At 68.6% G+C, this 24227-nt stretch carries 21 protein-coding genes and 1 riboswitch; of the genes, 9 read left to right on the top strand and 12 right to left on the bottom strand.

Translation table 11 applies throughout. From position 1 onward, the window contains the following. Position 1 precedes the first annotated feature (1 nt). From AO501_RS12665 to AO501_RS12680, 5 genes are read right to left on the bottom strand one after another with little or no spacing between them, the layout of a single operon-like run. Positions 2-925 (bottom strand): NAD kinase, encoded by a 924-nt coding sequence (locus AO501_RS12665; protein WP_055578066.1) that lies wholly within the window; start codon positions 923-925, stop codon positions 2-4. Then, positions 922-1731 (bottom strand): TlyA family RNA methyltransferase, encoded by an 810-nt coding sequence (locus AO501_RS12670; RefSeq protein ID WP_055578067.1) that lies wholly within the window; start codon positions 1729-1731, stop codon positions 922-924. Before AO501_RS12670 ends, AO501_RS12665 begins: the two co-directional genes overlap by 4 nt. 8 nt (positions 1732-1739) lie before the next feature. Continuing rightward, positions 1740-1916, bottom strand: coding sequence for a hypothetical protein (locus tag AO501_RS37150; RefSeq protein ID WP_156452511.1), 177 nt, complete (start codon positions 1914-1916; stop codon positions 1740-1742). 23 nt (positions 1917-1939) lie between these two features. Next, a complete protein-coding gene (locus AO501_RS12675; RefSeq protein ID WP_055578068.1) occupies positions 1940-2941 on the bottom strand; it encodes an HAD-IIA family hydrolase in 1002 nt (333 codons plus the stop codon). 1 nt (position 2942) lies between these two features. After that, positions 2943-3725 (bottom strand): hypothetical protein, encoded by a 783-nt coding sequence (locus AO501_RS12680; protein ID WP_082658585.1) that lies wholly within the window; start codon positions 3723-3725, stop codon positions 2943-2945. Positions 3726-3858: 133 nt separating this feature from the next. Between AO501_RS12680 and AO501_RS40195 the strand changes: the two genes are divergently transcribed. Next, positions 3859-6087: a PE family protein gene (locus AO501_RS40195; RefSeq protein ID WP_197419829.1), complete on the top strand. Its 2229-nt coding sequence runs from the start codon at positions 3859-3861 to the stop codon at positions 6085-6087. Between the two features lie 80 nt (positions 6088-6167). On the opposite strand, the gene AO501_RS12690 is transcribed toward AO501_RS40195, so the two are convergent. Beyond that, positions 6168-6518, bottom strand: coding sequence for a DUF732 domain-containing protein (locus tag AO501_RS12690; protein WP_055578069.1), 351 nt, complete (start codon positions 6516-6518; stop codon positions 6168-6170). A 466-nt stretch (positions 6519-6984) separates the two neighbouring features. Between AO501_RS12690 and AO501_RS12695 the strand changes: the two genes are divergently transcribed. Beyond that, positions 6985-8235, top strand: coding sequence for a YcaO-like family protein (locus AO501_RS12695; protein ID WP_055578070.1), 1251 nt, complete (start codon positions 6985-6987; stop codon positions 8233-8235). Continuing rightward, entirely contained in the window at positions 8232-9671 is a 1440-nt protein-coding gene (locus tag AO501_RS12700) for a TfuA-like protein (RefSeq protein WP_055578071.1), read from the top strand. Before AO501_RS12695 ends, AO501_RS12700 begins: the two co-directional genes overlap by 4 nt. Here AO501_RS12700 and tyrS read toward each other — a convergent pair. Next, positions 9668-10948: a tyrosine--tRNA ligase gene (gene tyrS / locus AO501_RS12705; protein ID WP_055578072.1), complete on the bottom strand. Its 1281-nt coding sequence runs from the start codon at positions 10946-10948 to the stop codon at positions 9668-9670. The genes AO501_RS12700 and tyrS overlap by 4 nt on opposite strands. Before the next feature lie 106 nt (positions 10949-11054). On the opposite strand from tyrS, the gene AO501_RS12710 reads away from it, so the two are divergent. After that, a complete protein-coding gene (locus AO501_RS12710; RefSeq protein WP_055578073.1) occupies positions 11055-11933 on the top strand; it encodes a bile acid:sodium symporter family protein in 879 nt (292 codons plus the stop codon). Here the strand turns inward: AO501_RS12710 and AO501_RS12715 are convergent. Beyond that, complete coding sequence (locus tag AO501_RS12715; protein WP_156452512.1) at positions 11930-12541, bottom strand: DNA-3-methyladenine glycosylase; 612 nt, start codon at positions 12539-12541, stop codon at positions 11930-11932. The genes AO501_RS12710 and AO501_RS12715 overlap by 4 nt on opposite strands. Before the next feature lie 57 nt (positions 12542-12598). Here AO501_RS12715 and AO501_RS12720 point away from each other — a divergent pair, with 57 nt between their 5' ends. Genes AO501_RS12720 through AO501_RS12730 form a run of 3 tightly spaced genes read left to right on the top strand, consistent with a single transcriptional unit; the run spans position 12599 to position 14713 of the window. Continuing rightward, the gene (locus AO501_RS12720; RefSeq protein ID WP_055578074.1) at positions 12599-13351 is read left to right on the top strand and encodes an ABC transporter ATP-binding protein; all 753 of its coding nucleotides are present in this window, start codon (positions 12599-12601) and stop codon (positions 13349-13351) included. A 2-nt stretch (positions 13352-13353) separates the two neighbouring features. Beyond that, positions 13354-14103 carry an ABC transporter permease gene (locus AO501_RS12725; protein WP_231752467.1) on the top strand — a complete coding sequence of 250 codons (750 nt, stop codon included), beginning with the start codon at positions 13354-13356 and terminating at the stop codon, positions 14101-14103. Position 14104: 1 nt separating this feature from the next. Then, positions 14105-14713: a TetR family transcriptional regulator gene (locus AO501_RS12730; protein WP_055578076.1), complete on the top strand. Its 609-nt coding sequence runs from the start codon at positions 14105-14107 to the stop codon at positions 14711-14713. On the opposite strand, the gene AO501_RS12735 is transcribed toward AO501_RS12730, so the two are convergent. The 3 genes from AO501_RS12735 to AO501_RS12745 form a co-directional block, all read right to left on the bottom strand. Then, on the bottom strand, positions 14703-14897 hold the full coding sequence (locus AO501_RS12735) for a Trm112 family protein (RefSeq protein ID WP_055578097.1): 195 nt from the start codon (positions 14895-14897) through the stop codon (positions 14703-14705). The genes AO501_RS12730 and AO501_RS12735 overlap by 11 nt on opposite strands. Beyond that, positions 14890-17877 (bottom strand): acyl-CoA synthetase, encoded by a 2988-nt coding sequence (locus AO501_RS12740; RefSeq protein WP_156452513.1) that lies wholly within the window; start codon positions 17875-17877, stop codon positions 14890-14892. Before AO501_RS12740 ends, AO501_RS12735 begins: the two co-directional genes overlap by 8 nt. A 164-nt stretch (positions 17878-18041) precedes the next feature. Then, positions 18042-19730: a PPE domain-containing protein gene (locus AO501_RS12745; protein WP_055578077.1), complete on the bottom strand. Its 1689-nt coding sequence runs from the start codon at positions 19728-19730 to the stop codon at positions 18042-18044. A 110-nt stretch (positions 19731-19840) separates the two neighbouring features. Continuing rightward, positions 19841-20020: riboswitch (cobalamin riboswitch) on the bottom strand. Between the two features lie 38 nt (positions 20021-20058). On the opposite strand from AO501_RS12745, the gene AO501_RS12750 reads away from it, so the two are divergent. Next, entirely contained in the window at positions 20059-21834 is a 1776-nt protein-coding gene (locus AO501_RS12750; protein ID WP_055578078.1) for an ABC-F family ATP-binding cassette domain-containing protein, read from the top strand. Between the two features lie 5 nt (positions 21835-21839). Further along, complete coding sequence (locus tag AO501_RS12755; RefSeq protein ID WP_156452515.1) at positions 21840-23123, top strand: cytochrome P450; 1284 nt, start codon at positions 21840-21842, stop codon at positions 23121-23123. Here the strand turns inward: AO501_RS12755 and AO501_RS12760 are convergent. Further along, positions 23106-24167, bottom strand: a complete 1062-nt coding sequence (locus AO501_RS12760; RefSeq protein WP_055578080.1) for a type III polyketide synthase — start codon at positions 24165-24167, stop codon at positions 23106-23108. The two genes, AO501_RS12755 and AO501_RS12760, sit on opposite strands and share 18 nt — an antisense overlap. Positions 24168-24227: the final 60 nt, after the last annotated feature.

Genomic DNA, 24227 nt, shown 5'->3' on the forward strand with positions numbered 1-24227 from the left:
GCTACTTCCCGCGCCAACCCGTCACCGGCAACCGGAACTTCGTCACCAGCCGGTCGGTGAACGGTGCGCTGTCCAGGCGCACCCACTTCACCGGCGTGTCAGAACGGGTCACTTCGAGCCGACTGCCGGCCGGCACCCGCATGTCCCGGCGGCCGTCACAGAAGACCAGCGCATCGTGACCGTCCGCCTCGATCTCGACGGCGATGGCTGCGTCCGGACTGGTGACCATCGGACGACCGAACAAGGCATGAGCATTGTTGGGCACCACCAGAATTGCCTCCAGGTCAGGCCACAGCACCGGACCACCCGCGGAAAAGGCGTATGCGGTGGACCCGGTGGGCGTGGACACCAGCACACCGTCGCAACCGAACGTCGAGACCGGCCGGCCGTCGATTTCGACGACGACACCGAGTACACCGAGCCGGGGGCCTTTCTCCAGGCTGGCTTCGTTGAGCGCCCAGCCCCGGTCGATCACTTCGCCGCCCTGGCGTACCACGACATCCAGAACCAGCCGGTCTTCCACCCGATAGTCCTGTGCGACAACGTGTTCGAGCACGCTGTCGATGGCCTCGGCCTCAGCTTCGGCGAGGAAGCCGATGCGGCCCAGGTTGACGCCCAGCACCGGAATGCCGGCGTTGCGGGCCAGCTCGGCCGCCCGCAGGAAAGTTCCGTCCCCGCCCAGCACGAGCACCAGCTCACAACCGTCGGCGGCCATCGGGTCGGCGTCGACGACTTCGATATCGACACCGAGCACCCGCATGTCGTTGGGACTCAGCCGCAACGAGCCCTTGTCAACCGCCTCAGCGGACAGGGCACGCAACGCAATCCCTTTGTCTTCCAACACCTTCTCGACGCGGCGCGCGGTCTCGGTCGCTTCGTCCCGGCCGGAGTGGACGACCAGCAACACGGTACGTTCGGTGGTCACTGTGGGCCCTCTCTTACTGCGCGCTGGGCCGCTGCCAACAGCTCATCCCCCGCCAGCGCGCGATCCGTCCGGGCACGCAGCCACAGAAAATATTCGACGTTGCCCGACGGGCCCGGCAGCGGGCTGGCCGTCACGTCCACGGTGTGCCAGCCCAATTCGACGGCGCGCCGCGAGACCGCGAGCACCGAATCGATCCGCAGCCGGGGGTCCTGCACCACCCCGCCGGGACCGACCTGACCCTTCCCCACCTCAAACTGCGGCTTCACCATGGGAACGATATCGGCGTCCGGCGAAGCGCAACCAACCAGCGCGGGCAACACGGTCGCCAACGAGATGAATGACAGGTCCGCGACGATCAGGTCCACCGGCCCGCCGATCGCCTCGGGCGACAGGTCGCGCACGTTGGTGCGTTCCACCACGACCACCCGCGGGTCGCTGCGCAGCGACCAGGCCAGCTGCCCGTAGCCCACGTCGGCGGCAACCACTTGTGCGGCGCCCCGATCCAATAAGACTTCGGTGAACCCACCTGTCGAGGCGCCCGCGTCCAGGCAGCGCCGGCCGTCGACGGTGATTCCGAAGGTGTCCAGTGCGCCGATGAGTTTGTGCGCCCCCCGCGACACCCAGGAGCGTTCGCCGTCGTCGGCCACGGTGAGCGCAGCGGTGACCGCGACGGAGGTGGCCGGCTTGAGCGCCGGCAGTCCGTCGATCCGCACCCTGCCGGCCCCGATCAACTCCGCGGCCTGTTGACGCGAGCGCGCCAGACCGCGACGCACCAACTCGGCGTCGACGCGAGCACGCCGGGGCATGCGGGCACTCAGCCCTTCTCCGCCGACTCCAGCGCCTGCAACAGCACGTCGTGCGCCTCCGACAGGCGGCGGGCGATGTCTTCGAGCTCCTCGAGGGACGGCCCGGTGCCGGCGTCGGCGTTGTCGGGCAACTGGGCCACGAGGGATTCGATTTCCGCGCGGATCTGCTCAGGATCGATAGTCATTGCGCTCCTACGGTAGTCACCGGCTACTCGCCGTGCATCAGGGACCAGCGGTCCAGGGCCTCGCGGGCCTGGTCGTCGCCGGCTTCGATCCGCACCTGGGTGGACGCGTCCCACAGTGCGCTGGCGACGGCGCGGACGATCGCAAGGTCGTCGCCGTGTTGGTCGTCGGCGGCCGTCACCACAGCGACCTCGCCTTCGACCTCGACCCGCCAACCCGGTTGCGGGCCCACCTTGAGCACCTCACCGTCCTGGTGCAGCGACCTCAGGTCGTGACCGATGTAGGTGGGCCGCTGCGCGGGCTCGGCGAAAACGGCGTCACGCGCGGAATTCACTCCGGTGAGCACCATCAGGCTGGGCAGTTCGGCGGCGTTGGCGCCTTCGATATCGGTGTCGAGCCGGTCACCCACCACCAGCGGCGCCGCGAAATCGCCGCGACCTACCGCGTCCTTCATCAGTTGCGGCCCCGGCTTGCCGGCCACCTGCGGCTGCTCACCGGTGGCGGCACGCAGCGCCGCCACCAGAGACCCGTTGCCCGGCAACAGACCTCGCTCGTTGGGCAGCGTCAGGTCGACATTGGCCGCAACCCACAACGCGCCCGCCCGGATGGCCAGCGCGGCCTCGGCCAGTTCGGGCCAGCCGATCGTCATGGAAAGCCCCTGAACGACGGCGTCGGGCTCGTCTTCGAAACGACGGACCGGTTGCAGACCTGCGGTCTCGATCTCGGCGGCCAGTGCGTCGGTGCCGACGATCAGCACCTTCGAGCCAGGCGACAGCTGCGCGGCCAGTAGGTGTGCCGCGCTCTGCGCGCTGGTCACGACGTCATCGGCGTTCGCCGAGAAACCGAGGTCGCGCAGGTGTTCGGCGACTTCGTGGGCACTGCGCGAGGCGTTGTTGGTGACGAACAGCTTGCGGCTGTCTATCCCGTCCAACGAGTCCACCGCACCCTCGGTGGGTTGGTGACCTCGAAAGACGGTTCCGTCCAGGTCAAGCAGGAGGCAATCATATTGCCGCGCAATGCTGTTCATCTCAGCCAAGTTCGCTGACCCGGTCTTCGGCATCGGTGACGCCCTCGGTGTCGGCCGCAGCCGAACGCAGAAACCACTGCAGCGCCTCGTCGCCTCGTCCGAGCGCCAGCAGCGTTTCGGCGTAGGCATAGAACAACCGCGCGGCCGTCGAACCGGTCCGGGACGGGTCAAGCTGCGGGGTGGACAACACCGTCAGCGCCTGTTCGAGTTGCCCCAGGTCGGCGCGGGCACCGGCGGCGACGATGCGCAGCTCGTCGGCGTCGTCACCGCTGAGTTCGGCCGCCTCGGGTCCGCGTGCCAGGTCGATGGCGCGCTGCGGACGTCCAAGACCGCGTTCGCAGTCCGCGATCAGGGCCAGCAACGGTGATTTGCTGCCCATTCGACGGGCGGCACGAAATTCCGCCAGCGCCTGGCCCCAGTCGCCGCAGTGATACGCGGCGATGCCGACGGCCTCCCGAATCGCCGCGATCCGGCTGGCCCGAGCCCGGGCGGCGCGGGCATGGCTGAGTGCGGCCTCGGGGTCTTCGTCGAGCAGGCCGCCCGCGGCCACCAGGTGGCGGGCCACCGCGTCGGCGGTGGCCCGGTCCAGCGTGCTCAGCTCGCGTCGCACGTCGGGGGCCAGCTGCCGCGCCTCGATGTCGGCCGGAATCGGTGGTCCGGCGTGTGCGGTGTCGGCGCTGGGTTGAGCCGGTCGCGCCCGGCCCGGACCGGAGCGCCGTGGCAATCCGTTGGACGCAGATCGCGGTCGCCGCTCGTTGCTACGACCACGCCTGTCATCGACCACTCGCTAGAGGTTACGGGTACCGCAACCGCCCTCACAATTTGCGGTACCTCTGGCACTGCCGTGGGCAGGGCTGCTACCAGCACATTTCACGACTGTTCATACATCGCCCAACGCTCACTGCACAGCATGAGCCATGCCTTTTGTGAGCGTCATTCCCGAATTGGTGGCGACGGCCGCGGCGGATCTGGCCGACATCGGTTCGTCGGTCAGTGCTGCCAATTTCACCGCCGCAGCGCCGACGGCGGCCCTCGCGGCGGCGGCCGCCGATGAGGTGTCGGTGGCGGTTGCATCGTTGTTCGGCGGTCATGCGGTGGAGTATCAGCTGTTCGGTGCGCGGGTGGCGGGCCTGCAGGAGCAGTTCGTGGCGTCGTTGCATGCGGCCGGGGGTGCCTATGCCGCCGCGGAGGCCGCCGCGATCGATCCCCTGCAATCGCTGCTGGATGTGGTCAACGCGCCCTCGGTGGCGTTGACCGGACGCGCCCTGATCGGCAACGGCGCCGATGCCGCCACCGCCGGGGGCAACGGCGGTGACGCCGGCTGGCTCTACGGCAACGGCGGCAACGGCGCCACCGGGGCCACCGGACAAGCCGGCGGCAACGGCGGAGCCGCCGGACTGATCGGCAACGGCGGCACCGGCGGCACCGGCGGGGCCGGGTTCAACGGCGCCACCGGCGGCCACGGCGGGACCGGTGGGTGGTTGTCGGGCAACGGCGGGGCCGGCGGCGCCGGAGGCAACACCGTGCCCGATCCCACCTACGGACTGACCGGCACCGCCGGCACCGGCGGCAACGGCGGCAACGCCGGACTGCTGGGCACCGGGGGCACCGGCGGCAACGGCGGCTCCAGCAGCGGCGCGTTCGGGGGCGCAGGCGCCGGCGGCAACGGCGGCACCGGCGGCAGCCTCTACGGCGACGGCGGCACCGGCGGCAACGGCGGCAGCGCCGGTGCCCTGCTGCGCGGCGGCGCCGCCGGCAACGGCGGTGCCACCGGACTCCTCGGCAACGGCGGCACCGGCGGAGTGGGCGGACCCGGCATGAACGGCGGCACCGGCGGCGACGGCGGCCACCTGTTCGGCAACGGCGGCACCGGCGGCCAAGGCGGACACGGCCTCTACGCCGACCCCAACCCCGGCGGCCTCTACGACTTCCCCAACATCGCCCCCGGCACCGGCGGCACCGGCGGCAACTCCTACCTCATCGGCAACGGCGGCACCGGCGGCCAAGGCGGCACCGGCTGGACGGGGCTCAACGCTCTCAACGTGACGCGGGCCGAGCCCAACTTCCATGTGCAACCAGATGGCAGCGGTCTTACCGGATCCACCGGCGGTTTCGGCCAGAACGGCGGCACCGGCGGCAGTGGCGCCAATGGCAGCGAGCCCAGCGGTTTCACCGTTAACGCCGGCAGGGGCGGCGACGGCGGGGCGGCCGGACAGGGTGGCGCCAACGGCGGGAATGGTGGGAACGGCGGAAACGTCAACGCCCCCGACGATGTGCTCGCGGACAGCACCCATGGAGGTGATGGAGGCAACGGCGCACCGGGCAGCGCGCCCGGCGGGTCCGGCGGCAACGGCGGTAACGGTGGCTCCGCGGTGGGTAACGAGACCAATAACTTTGGCGGGAGCGGTGGTCGAGGCGGCAACGGCGCCTCTGGGGAAACCCCGCCGCTGAACGGCGGCACGGGCGGCGCGGGCGGCAACGGCGGTAACGGCGGACAGCTGATCGGTAATGGCGGAGCCGGCGGTCAGGGCGGCATCGGCGGCCTCGGTGGTGCCGGCGACCAGGGCGGATCCGGCGGTAACGGAGGCGCCGGCGGGCATTCGGACAGCGCCCACTTCGGCAGCATCGCCGGCTCGGGAGGTGACGGAGGCACCGGCGGAAGCGGCGGCGTGGGCGGAACCGGTGGCCAGGGCGGCGCCGGAGGCAATGGTGGCGCGGGCGGGAAACTCTTCGGCTTCGGCGGCGCCGGTGGTGACGCCGGCGTCGGCGGTACAGGTGGCGCGGGTGGCGACGGGGGCGCGGGAGGCCACGGCGGCAACGGCGCCACCGCCACCGGCGGCTCGGACAACACCGGCGGCAACGGCGGTAACGGCGGCGACGGCGGCCAGGGCGGGCAAGGCGGTAACGGTGGCGCGGGCGGCCAGCAGGGCGGTGCCGGCGGGGCCGGTGGATTGTTCGGAGGCGCCGGGCGAAACGGCGGCGTCGGCGCCGGCGGGGCCGGAGGCGAAGGCGGCGCCGGCGGTAAGACCGTCGGCAACGGCGGCGCACTGGGCGAGGCATCGGGCGGCAACATCGACAACGTCCCCGGCACCGCCGGCAATGACGGAAACGCCGGCATCGCCGACAACGACGGTATCCACGGATAGCGGAGTCCGATGGCTGGAAGCAACGGAGTCCGGGGCGCGGTCGGCACCGCCGGAACACCAGGCAACCAGTTCAGCAGTCCCTAGGCCTGCAGCCGGTGCGGCAGCATCGGCGAGATCAGCGCCGGGCAGTAGGTCGCGATCGCGACGATGGTGAACGCGGCCGCCCGTTCCCGCGGCAGACCGTTGAGCTCCGCCATCTCCTCGACGATGGCGTCGAACGATCCGCCGGGCGAAAGCGCCTTCGGACATACCGAGCGGCCGAGGGCTACCGCGGTAGAGGGCTGAGTGTAGGGAATGCCCGCATTGTTCAGCGCGTTCAGAAACGCGTTGCCCAACATGTCGGCATGGATCGGCGCCGCAACCGTGGCCGACACCCCGAACACGCCTGCGGCCAGGGCCAGAAGCCGGAAGGCGATCGCGGGTGCGGTCATCGTGACAACAGTGCTCAACAACTGTCACAACCGCAACACGGTGAGATAAAGGTTTGCCCACTACCGCGTTTTGCCGGCGCCTGCCGGCGGCGTGCGGGCTAATGCGTTCGTTGTCCCCCACCCGGTGGACATCAGCCCTCATCTCGACGGCGGAATCGGTTTTCCGCCGCTCATCAGCCGGCAGTGGGATACCTCGGTGGTTGCGGACAGCCAAGAATTGTCCTGGTACGGAATCACAAGCGAGAAAGGAACGCCACATGGCCTACGAGACCCTGTTCTGCGAGACCGAGTGCGCCTACACCATCCCGTTGTTCGCGGTGGGCGAAGCCACCGAGTGACCTGACTCCCAGCGGGGTCTCATCGCCTTCCCCTCCCCCTCCCCTCGCGATGAGATCCCGCTGGATTTTTCCTGTCGAACCCGACCGAATGCACTCCATTGATGCCCTTACTCAGTAGCGTGAAGCCCATGTCGGAAACGCCCATCAGCGGCACCGCACCGGCCAGTGGCCCAGATTGGTCATATTGGCCCGCACGGGTATTGGGCCACGCCGACCCGCTCAAGATCGGCCACCACGCGGGTACCCACCGCATCATCTCCCCGGACCGGACATGGGCGGCCATCCAGCCGCTGCTGAAAGCCGCCGGCATCACCCGGGTCGCCGACCTCACCTGGCTCGACGACCTCGGAATTCCGACCGTGCAAGCGGTGCGCCCCGCGTCGCTGACGCTGTCGGTGAGCCAGGGTAAGGCCACCACCTACCGGGCCGCTCAGGTGTCCGCCGCCATGGAATCCCTGGAGAACTGGCACGTCGAGAACATCGAGCCCGACCTATTATCAACGCCCACAACGGAACTCAACGACGCGCTGACCTATGACCCGGCTGACCTCAACCGGCCGGCAGGCAGTTTCTATCACCCGGGCGCCAAGCTCGACTGGATGGTGGCGACGACCCTGCTGACCGGCCGCCGAACCTGGGTGCCGTGGCTGGCCACCGTGGTGAACATCTCGGTCAACGACTCCTGGGGCCCACCGATCTTCGGCATGGACACAACAGGATTGGCGTCAGGGAACAGCTATCACGAGGCCACCCTGCACGGCCTCTACGAGATCATGGAGCGATACGGCATGGCCGCCGCTCAGCCGGGGATAACACTGTTCGAGGTGCCGATCGAGGACGTCATGCGCTCGGAGTGCGCGGAACTGGTCGAGATGATCCACCGCGCGGGAAGCGAACTTCAGGTCGCCCGGATGGACGTCTGGGACGACTTCTACTGTTTCGCCGCCGAGATCACCTCACCCATGATGGAGATTCCGTTCAGCGGCAGCGGCCTGCACCACGATCCCAATGTCGCTCTGTCCCGGGCCATTACCGAAGCCGCACAGTCGCGCCTGACCGCGATCAGCGGAGCCCGCGAGGATCTGCCCTCGGCGATCTATCAGAGATTCGCCCGGGTGCACACTTTCGCACCTGCCCGAAAGTCCATGCAGCCGATGCCCGAAGCCGAGCCCACGCCCTGGCACATCTCGAGCACCGACTCGCTCGCGGAGCTGCTCGCCACGGCGACGACGGCCGTCGCGGCGGTGGCCGGCGCCGAGCCACTTGCGGTGGTGTGCGACTTTCCCGATGCCTGCGTACCCGTCGTCAAGGTGATCGCGCCCGGTATGTCCGCGACGGTGCAATCGCCCTTGCGCACCCCACTGCAGGAGCACGCATGACCGCCGACGCTCGCGTCGTCGTGACTGCGGGGCCCACCATCGGCGCCGAAGACATTCACGCGGTGATCCCGCATGCCGAAGTGGTGCCACCGATTTCGTTCGGCGACGCGCTGCGCTACGGGTTGCGTTCCGGCGACACGCTGCTCATCGTCGACGGCCTGTTCTTTCAGAGCGCGTCGGTCCGGCACAAGGAACTACTGACCCTGATGGACGACGGAGTGCGGGTAGTCGGCTCATCGAGCATGGGTGCGCTGCGCGCCGCGGAGCTGCATCCGTTCGGCATGGAGGGCTACGGGTGGGTCTTCGAGGGTTACCGCGACGGCATCATCGACGCCGACGATGAAGTCGGCATGGTGCACGGCGATCCCGAGGACGGGTACCCGGTCTTCGTGGACGCCCTGGTCAATATCCGTCAAACGGTTTCGCAGGCAGTCGAATCCGGCGTTCTGCCGTCGGCGACGGCCGAACAGCTCATCGAGACGGCCCGCCGCACACCCTTCACCCAGCGCACCTGGAATCGTCTGCTCGAATCCGCGGGAGTGCCGGAAAGCCGCACGCTGGCCCGGCAATTGAAAGCGATGCGGGTCGACATCAAGCACGCCGACGCGGTACTGGCACTGCGGGAAGTCATCCGCGGCCCCAGAAACGTCGCAGTGCGTCCCGGGCCGCCCCCGACGGTGTGGTCGGAGCGTTGGCGGCAACGGTGGGCCCCGCCTACACCCGTTGAAGTGACGCCCGGGAGCAGCGACGTCGTCGACATCCTCGATGTCGACGTGCTTTCGCTGTTGAGCGTGTGCGCCACCGACCGCTGGGCCTACCGCCCGGCTCTGGAGCAGGTGGCTGCCTGGTACTGGAACCTGACACATCCCGGCGACCAAGGCAGCGTCCGCGACCGCGCATCGCGGGCCATCGACAGCGTCGGCGAGGGCGAAAACGAGCGCGCGCTGGAGACCATCGCCCACCACTACGCGATGGCATCGGGAATCATCGATGCGTCGGGATTTCCCGAAGACGTTCGTGCACACTGGCTTACCGACGAGGAACGCCGACGGTTCGGCGACGACCCCATCTCGGTTTCGGCACGGTTGACCACCCGCACCCTGTTCTTCACCCGGTCGCTGCCGGCGATCCAACACTTCCTGGAACTACTGCGCGCGGATCCCCGGCTGCCTGACTGGCGCACGATGGCCGCGCACGCGTTGGCCCGTCGCGACGAATTGGCCCGGCAGAAGCCGAATCTGAACCTGCGACGGCCCGATCCCACGCAGCTGAAGCGCTTGTTCGGGATGCGCTGGGGCACCGAGGTGGACCACGTCGAAATCGCGCAACGCGGCCTGATGACCAACGACGCGTTCTACAACGCCGCCAGCCTGTTCGCGGTGGCGGCCGCCGACGACCAGCTGCCCTCGATTCAGGTCGGCATTCTGGGGGGTTAGACCTTCTCCACCCCCGCGACGTTCCGCTTCCCGCGGCGCAGCACCAGCCATCGCCCGTGCAGGAAATCCGTTGGCTGCGGCGACCATTCGTCGCTACTGACGCGAATATTGTTGACCGACACCCCACCCTCGCCGATGGTGCGCCGCGCGGCTTTGCGGCTCTCGGACAGGCCGCTGGCCACCAGCAGGTCGACTATCCCGTCCGGCTCACCGGGTTTCAGCTCCGCCACCGCCGTCTCGCGCAACGCCGACGACAAGGTGGCCTCGTCCAGCCGGTCCAGCTCCCCCTGCCCGAACAACGCCCGACTGGCGTGCTGGACGGCCTCGGTGGCCGCCTCGCCGTGTACGAGCGTGGTGAGTTCGGCGGCGAGCCGGCGCTGCGCGGCGCGCTGTTGGGGGCGCTCCGCGGTCGCCTGTTCCAATTCGGCGAGTTCATCGGCCGACAGAAACGTGAACCAGCGCAGGTAGCGGATGACGTCCGCGTCCGCGGTGTTGACGAAGTACTGGTACCACGCGTACGGGCTGGTCATCTGCGGGTCCAGCCAAAGGCTGCCGCCACCGGTGGACTTGCCGAATTTCTTACCGTCAGCCGAGGTCACCAGCGGCACCGTGAGCGCATGCACCGCGGCACCCAGCTTTTGGCGTACCAGGCGGACCCCGGCGATGATGTTGCCCCACTGATCCGACCCGCCGATCTGCAGTGAGCAGCCGTGCCGGCGACGCAGTTCGACGAAGTCGTTGGCCTGCAACAGCATGTAGCTGAATTCGGTGTAGGAGATGCCCTCCCCCTCCAGGCGACGCCGCACGGTGTCGCGGTCGAGCATCACGTTCACCGAGAAGTGCTTGCCGATGTCGCGCAGGAATTCGATGGCCGACAGCTCACTGGTCCATTCCAGGTTGTTCTCGACGATCGCGCCGGTCGGCGAGTCGTCGAAGTCGACGAAGCGCTCCAGCTGCCCGCGGATCCGCTCGGCCCACTCGGCGACCGTGTCGGCCTCCTGCAGACTGCGCTCGCCCACCTCTCGCGGATCGCCGATCATGCCGGTGGCCCCACCCGCCAGCACGATCGGCCGGTGCCCGGCGCGCTGGAATCGACGCAATGCCAGTAGCGGCACCAGGTGCCCGGCGTGCAGGCTCGCCGCGGTCGGGTCGAATCCGGCGTACACGGTCATCGGTCCGCGCTGCGCCTCGGCGGCCAGCGCCTCGAGGTCGGTGGACTGCGCGATCAGTCCACGCCAGCCCAACTCGTCGAGAATCCCGGACGACTCGTTACCCATGGCTGCGATCCTTCCAGGGCGGTAGCGGGCCGGTGCGCGCCGGATGCGTTCAGGCTGATTCCAGCCGGTTGCCCGGCAACGGCCATCCGGTAGTTTGCGGAGGGTTATGGATAACCGCTTCTTCCCGTTGGTCGTGGTGGCGATCATGCTCGCCCTGGGCCTGACGCTCACCGTGGCGGACTTCAAGCGGGCCGCCACCCTGCGCCGCCCGCTGCTGGTGGCGCTGCTGTGCCAATCCGTCCTGCTCCCGCTGCTGTGCCTGGTGGTCGCCGAGGTTCTCGATCTGCAGCCGAACCTGGCGGTCGGGCTGATGCTGATGGCCGCCACGCCGGGCGGGACGTTGGCGAATGTCCTGAGCCATCTGGCCGACGGCGACCTGGCCCTGAACCTCACCCTCACCGCGGTCAACGCCGTGCTGTCGATCTTCGCGATACCCGCGATCCTGGCGTTGTCGATGACGTGGTTCCTCGGTGACGGACGCTTCATCCCGCTGCAGTTCGACAAGTTCCTCGGGGTGTTCGCGGTGGTGCTGATCCCCACAGCCATCGGTGTCGGTATCCGGCACCGTTTTCCCGATCTCGCCGGGCGACTGCACAAGCCGGTCCGGATCGCCGCGGCGGTGCTGCTGGTGGTCGCCCTGGCGGCGGGAATCGCCGGCGGCCGCGCGACGCTGACGAAGAATTTCGGTGTGCTCAGCGTGGCCGTCGTCTCGTTCTGCGCGATCAGTCTGACGGTCGGATACCTCGCGCCCCGCTGGATGCACCTGGCGCCGCGCCAGGCCATCGCCGTGAGCCTGGAGATCGGCTTGCACAATGCCGTCGTGGCGATCGGCATCGCCCTGAGTCCGCAACTGCTCAACAATGCCGAAATGGCGACACCGCCGGCCGTTTACGGTGTTCTTGCGCCGCTGGTGGCGCTGACGTTCCTGTTCCTCGTGCGCCGGCTCGATCCCGCGTATCGAGGCGCCGCCCGACGCGAGACCTAGTCGCTGGCGCCCGGCGCCGGCGCCCGCGGGCTTCGCCGGTAGGCCGACACCTCCGGCCGGCCGGCAAGCCACAGCCGCCACGGCCGGTCCGCGGCCTGGCTGACTCCCACCCGGGGACCCGCGGTCGCCGTCAGCGGTGCGCTGAGTTGCAACGTCACCGGGCCGCGCGGGTCGAACAGGTCGATCCCGTTATCGTCCATAGTGATTCCCAGTGCCGCGCACAGGTTTCCCGGACCGCGGGCCAGTGCGCTGCCGCGTACCGCCGCCCCGCGCCGGGCCCGGGCCACGTCGGCACCGTCCTCGATCGCGCAAGCCCGCAACAGGACCGCGGCGGCGGTGCCGTCCGGTCCGCACGCGACATTGGCGCAGACGTGGATCCCGTGGCTGCGGTAGGTGTAGAGCCGCCCGGGTGGACCGAACATGACGGCGTTGCGGTCTCGGATGCCCCGGTAGGAGTGTGCCGCGGCGTCCGGCCAGGGTCCGTCCGGGACTCCGCCGTACGCCTCTACCTCGACGACCAGCGCCGTCACCCCCCTGGCCCGCAGCGTGGCACCGAGTAACCGGTGGGCGGCCTCGACCGGATCCACCAGGAGTTCGGTAGCGCTCACCGAACCGATTCTGCCCGGCTCTTGACAACCGCCGAACAAAGGGCGGATATTCATCACATGATGACTTCATCGCATGATGAATTAACCGGCCCGGCCGTCAGCATCGAACACCTGCGGGTCAACCGCGGCAAACGAACTGCGCTGCATGACTTCTCAGTGCAGATCGGCAGGGGCAGCATCACCGGCCTGCTGGGACCGTCCGGATGCGGCAAGACCACGCTGATGCGCAGCATCGTCGGCACCCAGATCGTGACCGCCGGCACCGTCATGGTGCTCGGGCACCCGGCCGGCTCGGCCGCGCTGCGCCGACGGGTCGGCTACGTGCCACAGGACCCGACCATCTACCACGACCTGCGGGTCGTCGACAATGTGCGCTATTTCGCCAGCCTGTACGGCTATGACGCGGACGCCGCCGACAACGCCATCGAGCGTGTCGGCCTGACCGATCACCGGACCGCCTACTGCGGCAACTTGTCCGGCGGGCAGCGCACCCGGGTGTCCCTGGCCTGCGCGCTGGTCTGCGGCCCCGAACTACTGGTCCTCGACGAACCTACCGTGGGGCTGGATCCCGTTCTCCGCGTTGATCTTTGGTCTCAGTTCAACGAGCTGGCGCGGACTGGCACCACGCTGCTGGTGTCCAGTCACGTGATGGACGAGGCCGATCACTGCGGCGATCTGTTGCTGATGCGCGAAGGCCGACTGGTCGCCCACACCACCCCGACCCAACTACGAGAGGACACGTCGTGCACGTCACTGGAGGAAGCGTTTCTGTCCATCATCCGGCGCAGCACAGAGCGCCGAGCCGGCTAGGCATCAAGGGCTACACCGCCACCACGGCGCGAATCCTGCGCCAACTGGCTGCCGACCACCGCAGCGTGGCGATGATCCTGGTGGTGCCCGTGGTGGTGATCACGTTGATGTACTTCATGTTTCAGAACGTGCCGCACCGGCCGGGTATGCCGACGCCGTTCAACAACACCTGTCTGATCCTGCTGGGCCTATTCCCGCTGTTCGTCATGTTCATCATCACCTCGATCACCATGCAACGCGAACGCGCTTCCGGGACGCTGGAACGCATCCTCACCACCCCCCTGCGCCGGCTCGATCTGCTGATGGCCTACGGCACCGCTTTCTCGGTTGCCGCCGCGGCCCAGGCCGTCGTCGCCTGTGTCGTTTCGTTCTGGTTCCTGGGCTTTCACACCGAGGGAAGCCCGTTGTGGGTCTTCGTGATCGCCGTGATCAACGCGATTCTGGGCGTGGGCCTGGGGCTGCTGTGCAGCGCCTTCGCGCGCACCGAGTTCCAGGCCGTGCAGTTCATACCGCTGGTCATGGTCCCGCAGTTGCTGTTGGCGGGTGTGATCGTGCCGCGCAGCGCGATGCCCGATTGGCTGCACTGGGTCAGCGACGCCATGCCGGCCAGCTATGCCCTCGAGGCACTGCAGCAGGTGGGTGCGCACGCCGGGCTGACGGCCGTTACGGTGCGTGACATGGTTGTCGTGCTGGCCTTCGCCCTGGCGTCCCTGTGCCTGGCCGCCGTGACGCTGCGCCGGAGGACGCCCTAGCGTGGCAGGCCGGCGTCCGGGACGGCCCGCCGGAAACTCCGACAGCCGGGACCGCATCCTGTCCAGCGCCCGAGAGTTGTTCGCGGTCAATGGTTTCGACCGTACCTCGATCCGGGCGGTGGCCAGGGCAGCCGGCGTCGATTCCGCCCTGGTGCACCATTACTTCGGCACCAAGGAACAGCTGTTCGCCGCTGCTATCCACATTCCGGTCGACCCGATGCAGGTGATCGGACCGCTACTGGAAGTCCCGGTCGAGGAGTTGGGGTGCAAGCTGCCGTCGCTGTTGCTGCCGCTGTGGGACTCCGAACTGGGCGCCGGCCTGATCGCCACGTTGCGCTCGCTGATCTCGGGCGACGATGTGGGCCTGGCGCGTTCGTTTCTGCAGGAGATCGTCGGCGGCGCGGTGGGATCGCGGGTCGACGATCCACCGGGGACGGGCAAGCTCCGCACCCAGTTCGTCGCCTCACAGCTGATGGGCGTGGTGATGGCGCGCTACATCATCAAGGTGGAGCCGTTCGCGTCACTGCTCACCGAGCAGATCGTGGCGACCATCGCACCGAACCTGCAGCGCTACCTCACCGGGGATCTGCCGGAGGGCCTCACGCCGTAAGCCGGGCGTGTTCCTCGTCGTCAACGTCGCGGGCCTCGTCGACCAGCAACACCGGGATGCCGTCGTCGATGCGGTAGGCGCGGCGCAGCCTCGGGTTGTAGAGCTCTCGGCCCTCGTTCACCAGCAGCAACGGGCCGCGGTCGCCCGGGCACACCAGGATGTTCAGCAGGGTGTCGTCAAGCATCGGCATTTACTTGCTTTCCGCTGAGCTCGGCGCGGGCCGCCGGGGTCAGCTTGCGGAATTCGTTGGTGGCGGCGTCGAAGTACCATGCCTGACGCCCGGATTTCGGGATCCCGGCCGCCCGCAGGGCACTGACGGTGGGCCGGAAAGTCGCACTGAGCGACATCTTAGGCACCACATGCACGATGTCGGGGCCGAGCCCGACCGGCATGCCCTCGATGGCCTCGGTGAGGTCGGCCGCGGTGATCGTCGCGCCTGGCCGCAGCGTCACCGCGGCGACCGCCAACTGCCGGTCACCCGCCGACACCCCGTAGGTCACCGCCAGATCGACAGCGCTGATCAGGCCCAGCGCGTCGACGACAAGCTCGGCGTACACCATGCCCCGCACCGTGCGGATCACCGCGCCACGCCGGCCGGCCAGCCAGAAGTCGCCGTCCTCGTCGCGGCGGAACAGGTACTCGGTGGAGATCCAGGTGTCGGCGGGAGCGAACACCCCGCGCTTGACCGATGCGGTGGGGTCGATCGGGCCACGCGACTGCGCGAGCAGCACGCCGATCTGGTTGGTGGCGGCCACCTGCACGAAGCCGTCGTCATTCTCCAGGATCAGGTCGTTCTCGGGGTCGTACGCGCCGAGTTCGACCCGCCCGGCGCCGGGCAGCGGCCGGCCTTTGCTGCCGACCTTGGCGCCCGAGACGTTGGCCAGGACGGCCTGGCCGTCGGTGGTGGCGAAGAACTCGACGACGTGCGCGGGCGCGAAGGCGTCGACGACCCGCCCCCACAGCCCGGTCGGCATGCCCGAACCGATGAACAACCGCACCGGATGGTTGCCGTGCAGCCCGAACTCCGGGTCGTCGACCACGTCGCGCAGCATGGCCCACGTGTAGGACACCACCGTGACCCCGTACTGACGGATCTCGGCGACGAACCGGTCCGGGCGCAGCCCACGGGACAGCGCGATGCGGGTGCCGCCGACCACCGCCCCGCCCAGGCTGACCAGTAGCGCGGACTCGTGGTGCAGTGGTGTGAGGCAGTACACCGTGTCCTTGCGGTCCAGCGCGGCCGTCGATGCGGTGCCGAACGCCGACAGGGCCCACCGGAAGTTGGTGATCTGCTTGGCGACCAGTTCGCCGCCGGCGGCGTTGAACGCGATGAACGCCAGGTCGCGCGCGAATCCGGGGTTGGCGCGGTACCAGGCGGGCAGTTGCACCGCGTCGGGGTCGATCTGCTCCATGTCGATGACGTTCGCGTCGTCGGGCAGGTGCAGATCCCGCGACTCGCCGCCGCCCAGCACCAGAATCTGGCCCGGAAGTTGGCGTGCCGCTTCGAGGTTGGTGGGGTCGGTCAGGATCTCGCTGACCGCCCCGAGCCGGACCTGCGCGGCCAGGTCGGCGTCCTCACGCATCAGCACGGCCACGCCGCCCAGCCGGGACAGCGCGGCGATCGCGACCAGCGCGCTGGGCCGGGTGGCCATCAGGACACCCACCCGGTCGCCCTGGCGCACCCCGACCTCGATCAGGCCGCGGACGACGTTGTTGATGCGCTTGTTGACCGCTTCGTAGGTGTGCACGCGGCCGTCGAACAACAGGAATTCGCCCTGCGGGGCGTCGTGGGCCTGCTCATCGATGATGCGGCCCAACGAGATTCGGGTGTGGTCGTTGAGCTGCCCCAGCCGCGCCAGCCGGGGCAGGGTGCGAACGGTCTCCACGGCCAGGGTGCGCATGGAGCGGTTGGCCGCGACGACGGCGTCGGCCGCACCGCGGGCCAGCGCCAGCGCCGCCTCGGACATTTCACCGAGGCCGTGCGCGATGCGGGAGCTGAAAGCCACGCCGCTGTCGTTGTGTTCCTCGGGTTGCTCGACCATCAGGCTGATGCTGGCCGGCTTGTCGCCGTTGCTGGAGATCCAGCGCACCCACTCGGCGACGGTGGGCCAGCTCTGCAAAGCGGCGCGGGATCCCACCACCAGGCCGAAATGGCCTGTGCGGATCAGGCATTCGTACACCTCGGTGTTCGGTGCGGCCCGCCGGATGCCGCGCACCGAGGCGGGCTGGCCGATGTCGTCCACCTCGCCGACGAAAGCCAGGATCGGACAGGTGATGTCGGTCAAGGTCACCATCTGACCGTTGATCGCGAATCCGCCGGTCATCATGCGGTTGTGGGCGATGAACTGCTTGAGCAGCTCCGAGATCGCCGGGCCGGACCAGGCGATCCATCCCTCGCGTTCGAGGAACCTGCGCTGCTGTTCCCTCGGCAACAACGCCTCACGGTCATGCAGCTGGCGGACGAAGTCGATTCGCGCCTGCGCCGTCTTGATCGGGTCCATCATCTGAAAACCGGTGCGCGCCATCCAACTTGGGATGTTGAGGCGGTTGAAGACATGGTCGGCCATGAAGTCGGCGACGCCGGGCGCGATGTTCGCCGGAATGCCCATCGGCAGTGCGGCCAGGGTGTCGACCGGGGAACCGAACGCCACGATGCTGGCCAGGTTTCTCGACCGCCGATACGCCGCGACCTGGTAGCACCACATGCCGCCCTGGGAGTACCCGACCAGGTGCACGTCCTGCCCGGCGGCGTCCCTGACAGTGTCGATGGCCTGATCCAGCGCGACGATGTGGTCGGCCAGGGTGCGCTGCATGCCGCCCTCGACCTTGTCCGGTGACCCGAAGTCGATGACCCACGGGTCCAGCCCGCTGGCGTGCAGGATGCCCACGGCGCCGTCTTCCCGGGTGACGTCCCACATGTCGGCCGACATCATCATCGGGTGCACCATCAGCACCGGCGGGCCGACCGGCGGCTGCCCGGGCCGGTTGTCCGGCGGGAAGTAGCGGCGCAGCTTGTACATCGGCACGCTCTCGACGACCTGGGACGGCGACGGGATGCTGCCCGTCTCCAGGCCACCCAGCCGGAGCACTTCCAGACCGTTCTGAGCGGTGGCTACCAGCCGCTCGACCGGCCGCGTGACCATCGAAAAATTGAGATCCACCACTGCTCCTCAATGCTCCTGACGTCGGCCTTGACCAGCGAGGACATCATGGCACATCGGCGACGGCGTGTGGTCTGGGTCACTGCCTTTACCCGCGGCGGCGGTCAGCGCCGTCGACCCGCTCGCGTCGAGCAGTGATGAGTGCCATCGGGTTTCACGTCTGTCCGTCACCGGTCCCACGTCGATCCGGCCCCGGATTCGCCGTCCCAGGTGCCCGGCAACATGGGAACCCGCGGGCCGCCGCCGAACTCGTCGTCGGCCAGTGCCGTCAGACCTGTCGCCGCGGCGCTGCGCTGCGACACCGTCCCGGGGAAACCCGCACCCCTGACGCCCGACGCCGCGCCCTTCTCCGAAGCCGACACGTCGGGCTCCAGGTCCATGTACTCGTACCCCCGGCCGAGCTGGGCCACCTTCGCCCGTCGGCGTTTCGGGGCGCCCGCCGGTTCCGGGGGCGCCGCGGCAGCCGCAGGTTCGTCGGCGCTGTCCGGGTCCGGCGCCTTCTTGCGGCTGCCCGTACCCGCTGCCTTGCGGGCCACCGAGCCCAGGTCGCCCACCACATAGCCGAAGTTCTCCATGCCGGCCCCCAGACCCAGACCGACACCGGTACCGGTGAACGTCGGTGGCGCCGCGGTCGGCGGAGGAGCGCCCGGCGCCGGAGCCGACACCGTGGCCTCGGCCGGGGCGGGCGCCGGCGACGAGGTGGACGTCGGCACCGTCGGAACCAGGGCCGCCAACGGCGGAGTGACCGGGGGTGCGGCGGGTGGTGCCGGCGCGGCGGCAGCGAGCGCGACCAGTCCTTTGACCCCGATCGGCGCCAGCACCGCGCCCGCCGCCAGTGGCACCAACGGCGCGGTCAGCAGCGGCACCACCACCGCGAGCAGCACGATGGTCTGCTCGAGCAGCGTCTTGAGCAGCGCGATGGTGTCGGTGATGACCGTGCCGATGATCTCCACCGTGACGAACAGGATGGTGAAACCGATCGTCGTCGGATTGCCCGAGGCGAACGCCGCCGTGATATCCAGCGCCACGAACGAGAACATCTGCGACAAGAACAACACGTACGTGCCGATATCCATCGGGTAACCCAGGGCGAAAGCGACGTTGAACGGGCTGAAGTACGTCAGCGGATTGCCGAGGATGACCAGGTAGGGATCGAATCCCGAGAACAGCGCCTGGAAGAACGGCAAATTGGACAACGCGTCGATCAGCGGCTGGATGTAGTCGTCGTAGAAGTCGATGTAGCCGATGTCGGTCAGCCACTGATAAAAGTCGTTCTGCCGGTCCGGCGGCAGATCCTCGGCGGCCGCCAGCGCGCCGGTGGTGACGATCTCCGGCGCGGCGGTGGTCTGCGGTGCGGTGTTCACAGCCGCGTCGGCTATGCCCTGATAGGTGGTCATCACGGTGGCGGCCTGGATCCACATCCGCGCGTAGTCGGCCTCGTTGAGGGCGATCGGAATCGTATTGATGCCAAAGAAGTTGGTCGCCACCAACACCGCGTGCGTGGCATGGTTGGCAGCCAGTTCCGCCAGCGTGGGCATGGCGGCCAGTGCGGCCGTCCAGGCGGCGGCCGCGGTTTCCTGCCGGACGGCTTGAGCGGCGCTGTTGGTCGCCGCCTGGGCGAGCCACGCCAGATACGGCAGGTGAGCCGCCACATAGGCGTGCGCCGCCGGGCCGTTCCAATCACCGGCCTGCACGGCCGACAGCACGCCGGTCAGGTCCTGCGCCGTCCGGGCGTAGGAGGTGCTCAGCGAACTCCACGCGGCTGCGGCGGCAAGTAACGGCCCGGCACCGGGTCCGCTGCTGAGCAACGCTGAATGCACCTCCGGGGGCGTGGCCATCCAGATCGGGGCGGTCACCGGACGACCGTTCGGATGGAGACGGAAAACGTTGTCAGCGTTGGGAAATCACAAAATAGAAGCCGAGTACACATCGGGCGACGATCGCTCTCTCGGGGTACACCGCCCCGGGTCGCAGGACGCGATGACGCGAGTATCCTGGCTCTCGGATCGCCGCTCGCCTCGCCTTCCAGCTAATCGCCGTGGCGTATGAGGGTCGCTCCCCGATTACAGTGGCGGGACCGCGCCGGTTTCGCACCGGCTTCCTGCATCGTCATTGCCTTACCAGGGCATTGTCGCATTCCGGCCGTCCGAGTGGTAGCTGACGGCGGCCGGTAGCCTCAGTCCAGTGGCACACCTGCTCGGAGCCGAGGCCGTCCACCTGGCGTACCCGACCCAGGTGATCTTCGAATCGGTCACCCTGGGCGTCAACGACGGCGCGCGTATCGGAATCGTCGGCCGCAACGGTGACGGCAAGTCCAGCCTGCTGGGCCTGCTCACCGGCCGGCTCACGCCGGACTCGGGGCGGGTCACCCAGCGCAGCGGCCTACGGGTGAGCGAGCTGGCGCAAGCGGACACCCTGGATCCCGGGCACACCGTCGGGTGGTCGTTGGTCGGCGACCAACCCGAGCACCAGTGGGCCGGCGACAGCCGGATTCGTGACGTGGTAGCCGGTCTGGTCTCCGATATCGCTTGGGATGCAATGGTTTCCACGCTCAGTGGGGGTCAGCGCCGGCGGGTGCAGCTGGCCCAGTTGCTGATCGGCGAGTGGGATGTGATCGCCCTCGACGAACCCACCAACCACCTCGACATCGAGGGGATCACCTGGCTGGCGGGTCATCTCAAGCAGCGCTGGGCACGCAACAGCGGCGGTCTGCTGGTGGTCACCCACGACCGCTGGTTCCTGGACGAGGTGGCCACCACGACGTGGGAAGTGCATGACGGCATCGTCGAACCGTTCGAAGGTGGCTATGCCGCGTACGTGCTGCAGCGGGTGGAGCGCGACCGTCAGGCCGCGGCGTCGGAGGCCAAACGGCAGAACCTGATGCGCAAAGAGCTGGCCTGGCTGCGCCGCGGCGCCCCCGCGCGAACCTCCAAACCCAAGTTCCGCATCGAGGCAGCCAACCAGTTGATCGCTGACGTCCCGCCCCTGCGCAACACCGTCGAACTGGCCAAGCTCGCGACCGCCCGGCTGGGCAAGGACGTCATCGACCTGCTGGACGTCTCGGTCTGCTACGACGGGCGCCCGGTGCTCCGCGATGTCGAGTGGCGGATCGCCCCGGGCGAACGCACCGGGATCGTCGGAGCCAACGGCGCCGGCAAGTCCACCCTGCTGGGGTTGCTCGCCGGCACCGTCCAACCCGACAGCGGGCGCGTCAAGCGCGGCAAGACGGTCCGGCTGGCGGTGCTGGATCAGCAGGGTGACGAGCTGACCGCGATGGCTGGGGAGCGCATCGCCGACGTGCTCGGACGGTTGCAGAGCGGCTACGAGGTCGAGGGCCGAGAGATGACCCCGACGCAGTTGCTCGAGCGGCTGGGCTTCGGCTCCGGACAGCTCTCGGCGCGCATCGGGGAGTTGTCCGGCGGCCAGCGCCGACGCATGCAGTTGATGCTCACGCTGCTCTCGCAACCGAACGTGCTGCTGCTCGACGAGCCCACCAACGATGTCGACACCGACATGCTGACCGCTACCGAGGACCTGCTCGACTCCTGGGCGGGCACCCTGATCGTCGTTTCGCACGACCGCTACCTGCTCGAACGCATCACCGACCAGCAATACGCGATCCTGGACGGCCGGTTGCGTCACCTGCCGGGCGGCATCGACGAATACCTCGCCCTGGCACACCGGTCACCCGCCAGACCGGCGGCGCCGGCCCCGAACCCGGTCGCGCAGCAGGCGATGTCGGGGGCGCAGCGGCGGGCCGCCGAGAAGGAACTGGCCTCCGTCGACCGGCAGCTGGCCCGCCTCGCTGACCGGATCGAGGCCAAGCACACCGAACTCGCCGAACACGACCAGTCCGACCACGTCGGCGTCACGCGATTGACCAAGCAATTGCGTGACCTCGAGGATGAGGTCGCCGCGGTCGAGGCCCAGTGGCTGGAGTTGTCGGAGGCCCTGGAATGAAGCCGGTGTCGTACCCGCCCGGTGAGGCGCTGCTGGCGGCATACCGGCGCCGTGGCCCGGTGATCAACGCCGGCATCGGTAGCCGCGGCTTCGTCTATCTGCTTGGGCCGGAGGCGAACAAGTTCGTGTTCGCCAACGCCGATGCGTTCAGCTGGCGGGAGACCTTCGAGACACTGGCGCCGGTGGACGGGCCGACCGCGCTGATCGTCAGCGACGGCGAAGACCACCGCCGCCGGCGCAGCGTCGTGGCACCGGGGCTGCGCCACCGCCAGGTTCAGGAATACGTGCAGACCATGGTGCGCTCCGTGGACGCCATGATCGACGACTGGCGTCCCGGCCAACGCCTGGACATTTACCAGGAATTCCGCTCAGCGGTGCGGCGCAGTACCGCGGAGAGCCTGTTCGGTTCCCGGATGGCGGCGCATTCGGATTTCCTTGGCGCCCAACTGCAGCCGCTGCTGGACCTGACCCACCACCTGCCCCAGGTGATGACCGTGCAACGACGGCTCAACTCCCCCGGCTGGCGACGCGCGATGGCCGCGCGGGCTCGGATCGACGAGTTGATGGACGCCGAGATCGCCGATGCCCGCGCCCGGCCGCGACCTGACGACCACCTGCTGACGACCCTGTTGCAAGGCCGATCTGATGAAGGGCAGATGCTGTCCGACAACGAGATTCGCGACCAGATCGTGTCGATGATCACGGCGGGTTTTGAAACCACGAGTGGCGCGCTGGCGTGGGCCGCCTACCTGCTGCTGACGGTGCCCGGCGCCTGGGCCACTGCCGCCGCCGAACTCGACCGGGTGCTGACTGGCGGGGTGCCGACGGCGGCTGACCTGCCCGCTCTGACCTACCTCAACGGCGTTGTGCACGAAACACTTCGGCTATACCCACCGGGGGTCATCTCCGCCCGTCGGGTGGTGCGCGAGTTGCGATTCGACGGACACCGGATCCCAGCGGGCCGGATGATCGTCTTCAGCGCCTACGTCACCCACCGGATTCCCGAATTATGGCCGCAGCCAACGCAATTCCGTCCGCAACGGTGGGACCCGGGCGCGCCGGACTACCGCAAACCCGCGCCGTACGAGTTCATTCCGTTCAGCGGCGGCCTGCACCGGTGCATCGGCTCGGTGATGGCCATCACCGAGATGACGGTGATGCTGGCCCGGCTGGTCGCGCGGACCACCCTGGAGCTGCCTGGTCAGCGCATTCGGGCCGCCAACTTCGCCTCACTCAGTCCCAAGCCGGGCCTGACAGTACAGGTGCGCGAGTCAGTGCCAGCGCAGTAGCACGAGTTCGGCGCAGAACCCGGGACCCATCGCCAACATCAACCCGGGACTCCCACTGGGCGGCCGCTTCTCGATGGTGTCGCGCAGGATGTGCAGCACCGACGACGAGGACAGATTGCCGATCTCGCCGAGGGAACGCCAGGTCAGCTCGAGCGCTTCCGGCGCGAGATCGAGCGAACTGGTGATCGCGTCGATCACCTTCGGTCCGCCGGGGTGGCTCACCCAGGTGCCGATGTCGTCGCGGGTCAGGTCGTGCAGGGCGAGGAATCCGTCGACGTCGGCCGGCAGGTGCGCTTCGATCAGGCCGGTGAGGTCCGGGGACAGCCGCAGTTGCAGGCCGTGCGATCCGACGTCCCAGCCCATGATGTCCAGCGATTCGGGGTACAGGCGGCTACGGGAATCGATGATGGTGGGTCCGGTGGCCCGGATCTGCTCGGCGCGGCGGTCACCGACCGCGACGACGGCGGCGGCGCCGTCACCGAAAAGTGCCGTTCCGATCAGGCCGGAGACCGTGGGTTGGACCGCCGGGTAGGTCAGCGAGCACAGTTCGACGGAGATCAGCACCGCGACGCCGTCGGGAGCACCGCGCAGGTAGTCGTGCAGGCGCGCCACGCCCGCCGCGCCGGCCACACAGCCCAGCCCGAACAGCGGCATCCGGCGAACGTCGGGACGCAGCCCGAGCCGCCCCGCGATCCGCGCGTCCAGCGACGGAACGGCGACACCCGTGACCGTGGTGGTGGCGATCATGTCGATGTCCTGCGGCTGAAGTCCCGCCTCGTCGAGAGCACCCATCAAAGCCTCGATGCCGAGGTCAACGGCCTTGTCGATGAAGATCTCGTTGGCATCGCCGAAGTCGTTGAGGGACGGGTAGCGCTCCAGCGGCAGCACGAAGTGGCGATTGTTCACCTTGGCGGATTTGTGCAGCCGCCGAACGATCTCTTCGTGCTCCTTCAGCCCCGGGAACTCGACGAACAGATCGGTGATCTCACTCTGGCTGTATCGGTGTGGTGGCAACGCACCGAAGACCCCGGCGATGACGCTCATTGACCCTGCCTCATTCAGTTACTCGTCGGACGGCCCACCCCGAAAAGACTCCCAATTTCG

The sequence above is a fragment of the Mycobacterium gordonae genome, from assembly GCF_001417955.2.
Taxonomy (GTDB): domain Bacteria; phylum Actinomycetota; class Actinomycetes; order Mycobacteriales; family Mycobacteriaceae; genus Mycobacterium; species Mycobacterium gordonae_B.

Bases quoted from the DNA above. Each gene is read 5' to 3' on its own strand.
- AO501_RS12670 (WP_055578067.1), bottom strand. From the start codon at position 1,731: ATGCCCCGGCGTGCTCGCGTCGACGCCGAGTTGGTGCGTCGCGGTCTG.
- AO501_RS37150 (WP_156452511.1), bottom strand. From the start codon at position 1,916: ATGACTATCGATCCTGAGCAGATCCGCGCGGAAATCGAATCCCTCGTG.
- AO501_RS12675 (WP_055578068.1), bottom strand. From the start codon at position 2,941: ATGAACAGCATTGCGCGGCAATATGATTGCCTCCTGCTTGACCTGGAC.
- AO501_RS40195 (WP_197419829.1), top strand. From the start codon at position 3,859: ATGCCTTTTGTGAGCGTCATTCCCGAATTGGTGGCGACGGCCGCGGCG.
- AO501_RS12690 (WP_055578069.1), bottom strand. From the start codon at position 6,518: ATGACCGCACCCGCGATCGCCTTCCGGCTTCTGGCCCTGGCCGCAGGC.
- AO501_RS12695 (WP_055578070.1), top strand. From the start codon at position 6,985: ATGTCGGAAACGCCCATCAGCGGCACCGCACCGGCCAGTGGCCCAGAT.
- AO501_RS12700 (WP_055578071.1), top strand. From the start codon at position 8,232: ATGACCGCCGACGCTCGCGTCGTCGTGACTGCGGGGCCCACCATCGGC.
- tyrS (WP_055578072.1), bottom strand. From the start codon at position 10,948: ATGGGTAACGAGTCGTCCGGGATTCTCGACGAGTTGGGCTGGCGTGGA.
- AO501_RS12710 (WP_055578073.1), top strand. From the start codon at position 11,055: ATGGATAACCGCTTCTTCCCGTTGGTCGTGGTGGCGATCATGCTCGCC.
- AO501_RS12720 (WP_055578074.1), top strand. From the start codon at position 12,599: ATGATGACTTCATCGCATGATGAATTAACCGGCCCGGCCGTCAGCATC.
- AO501_RS12735 (WP_055578097.1), bottom strand. From the start codon at position 14,897: ATGCTTGACGACACCCTGCTGAACATCCTGGTGTGCCCGGGCGACCGC.
- AO501_RS12760 (WP_055578080.1), bottom strand. From the start codon at position 24,167: ATGAGCGTCATCGCCGGGGTCTTCGGTGCGTTGCCACCACACCGATAC.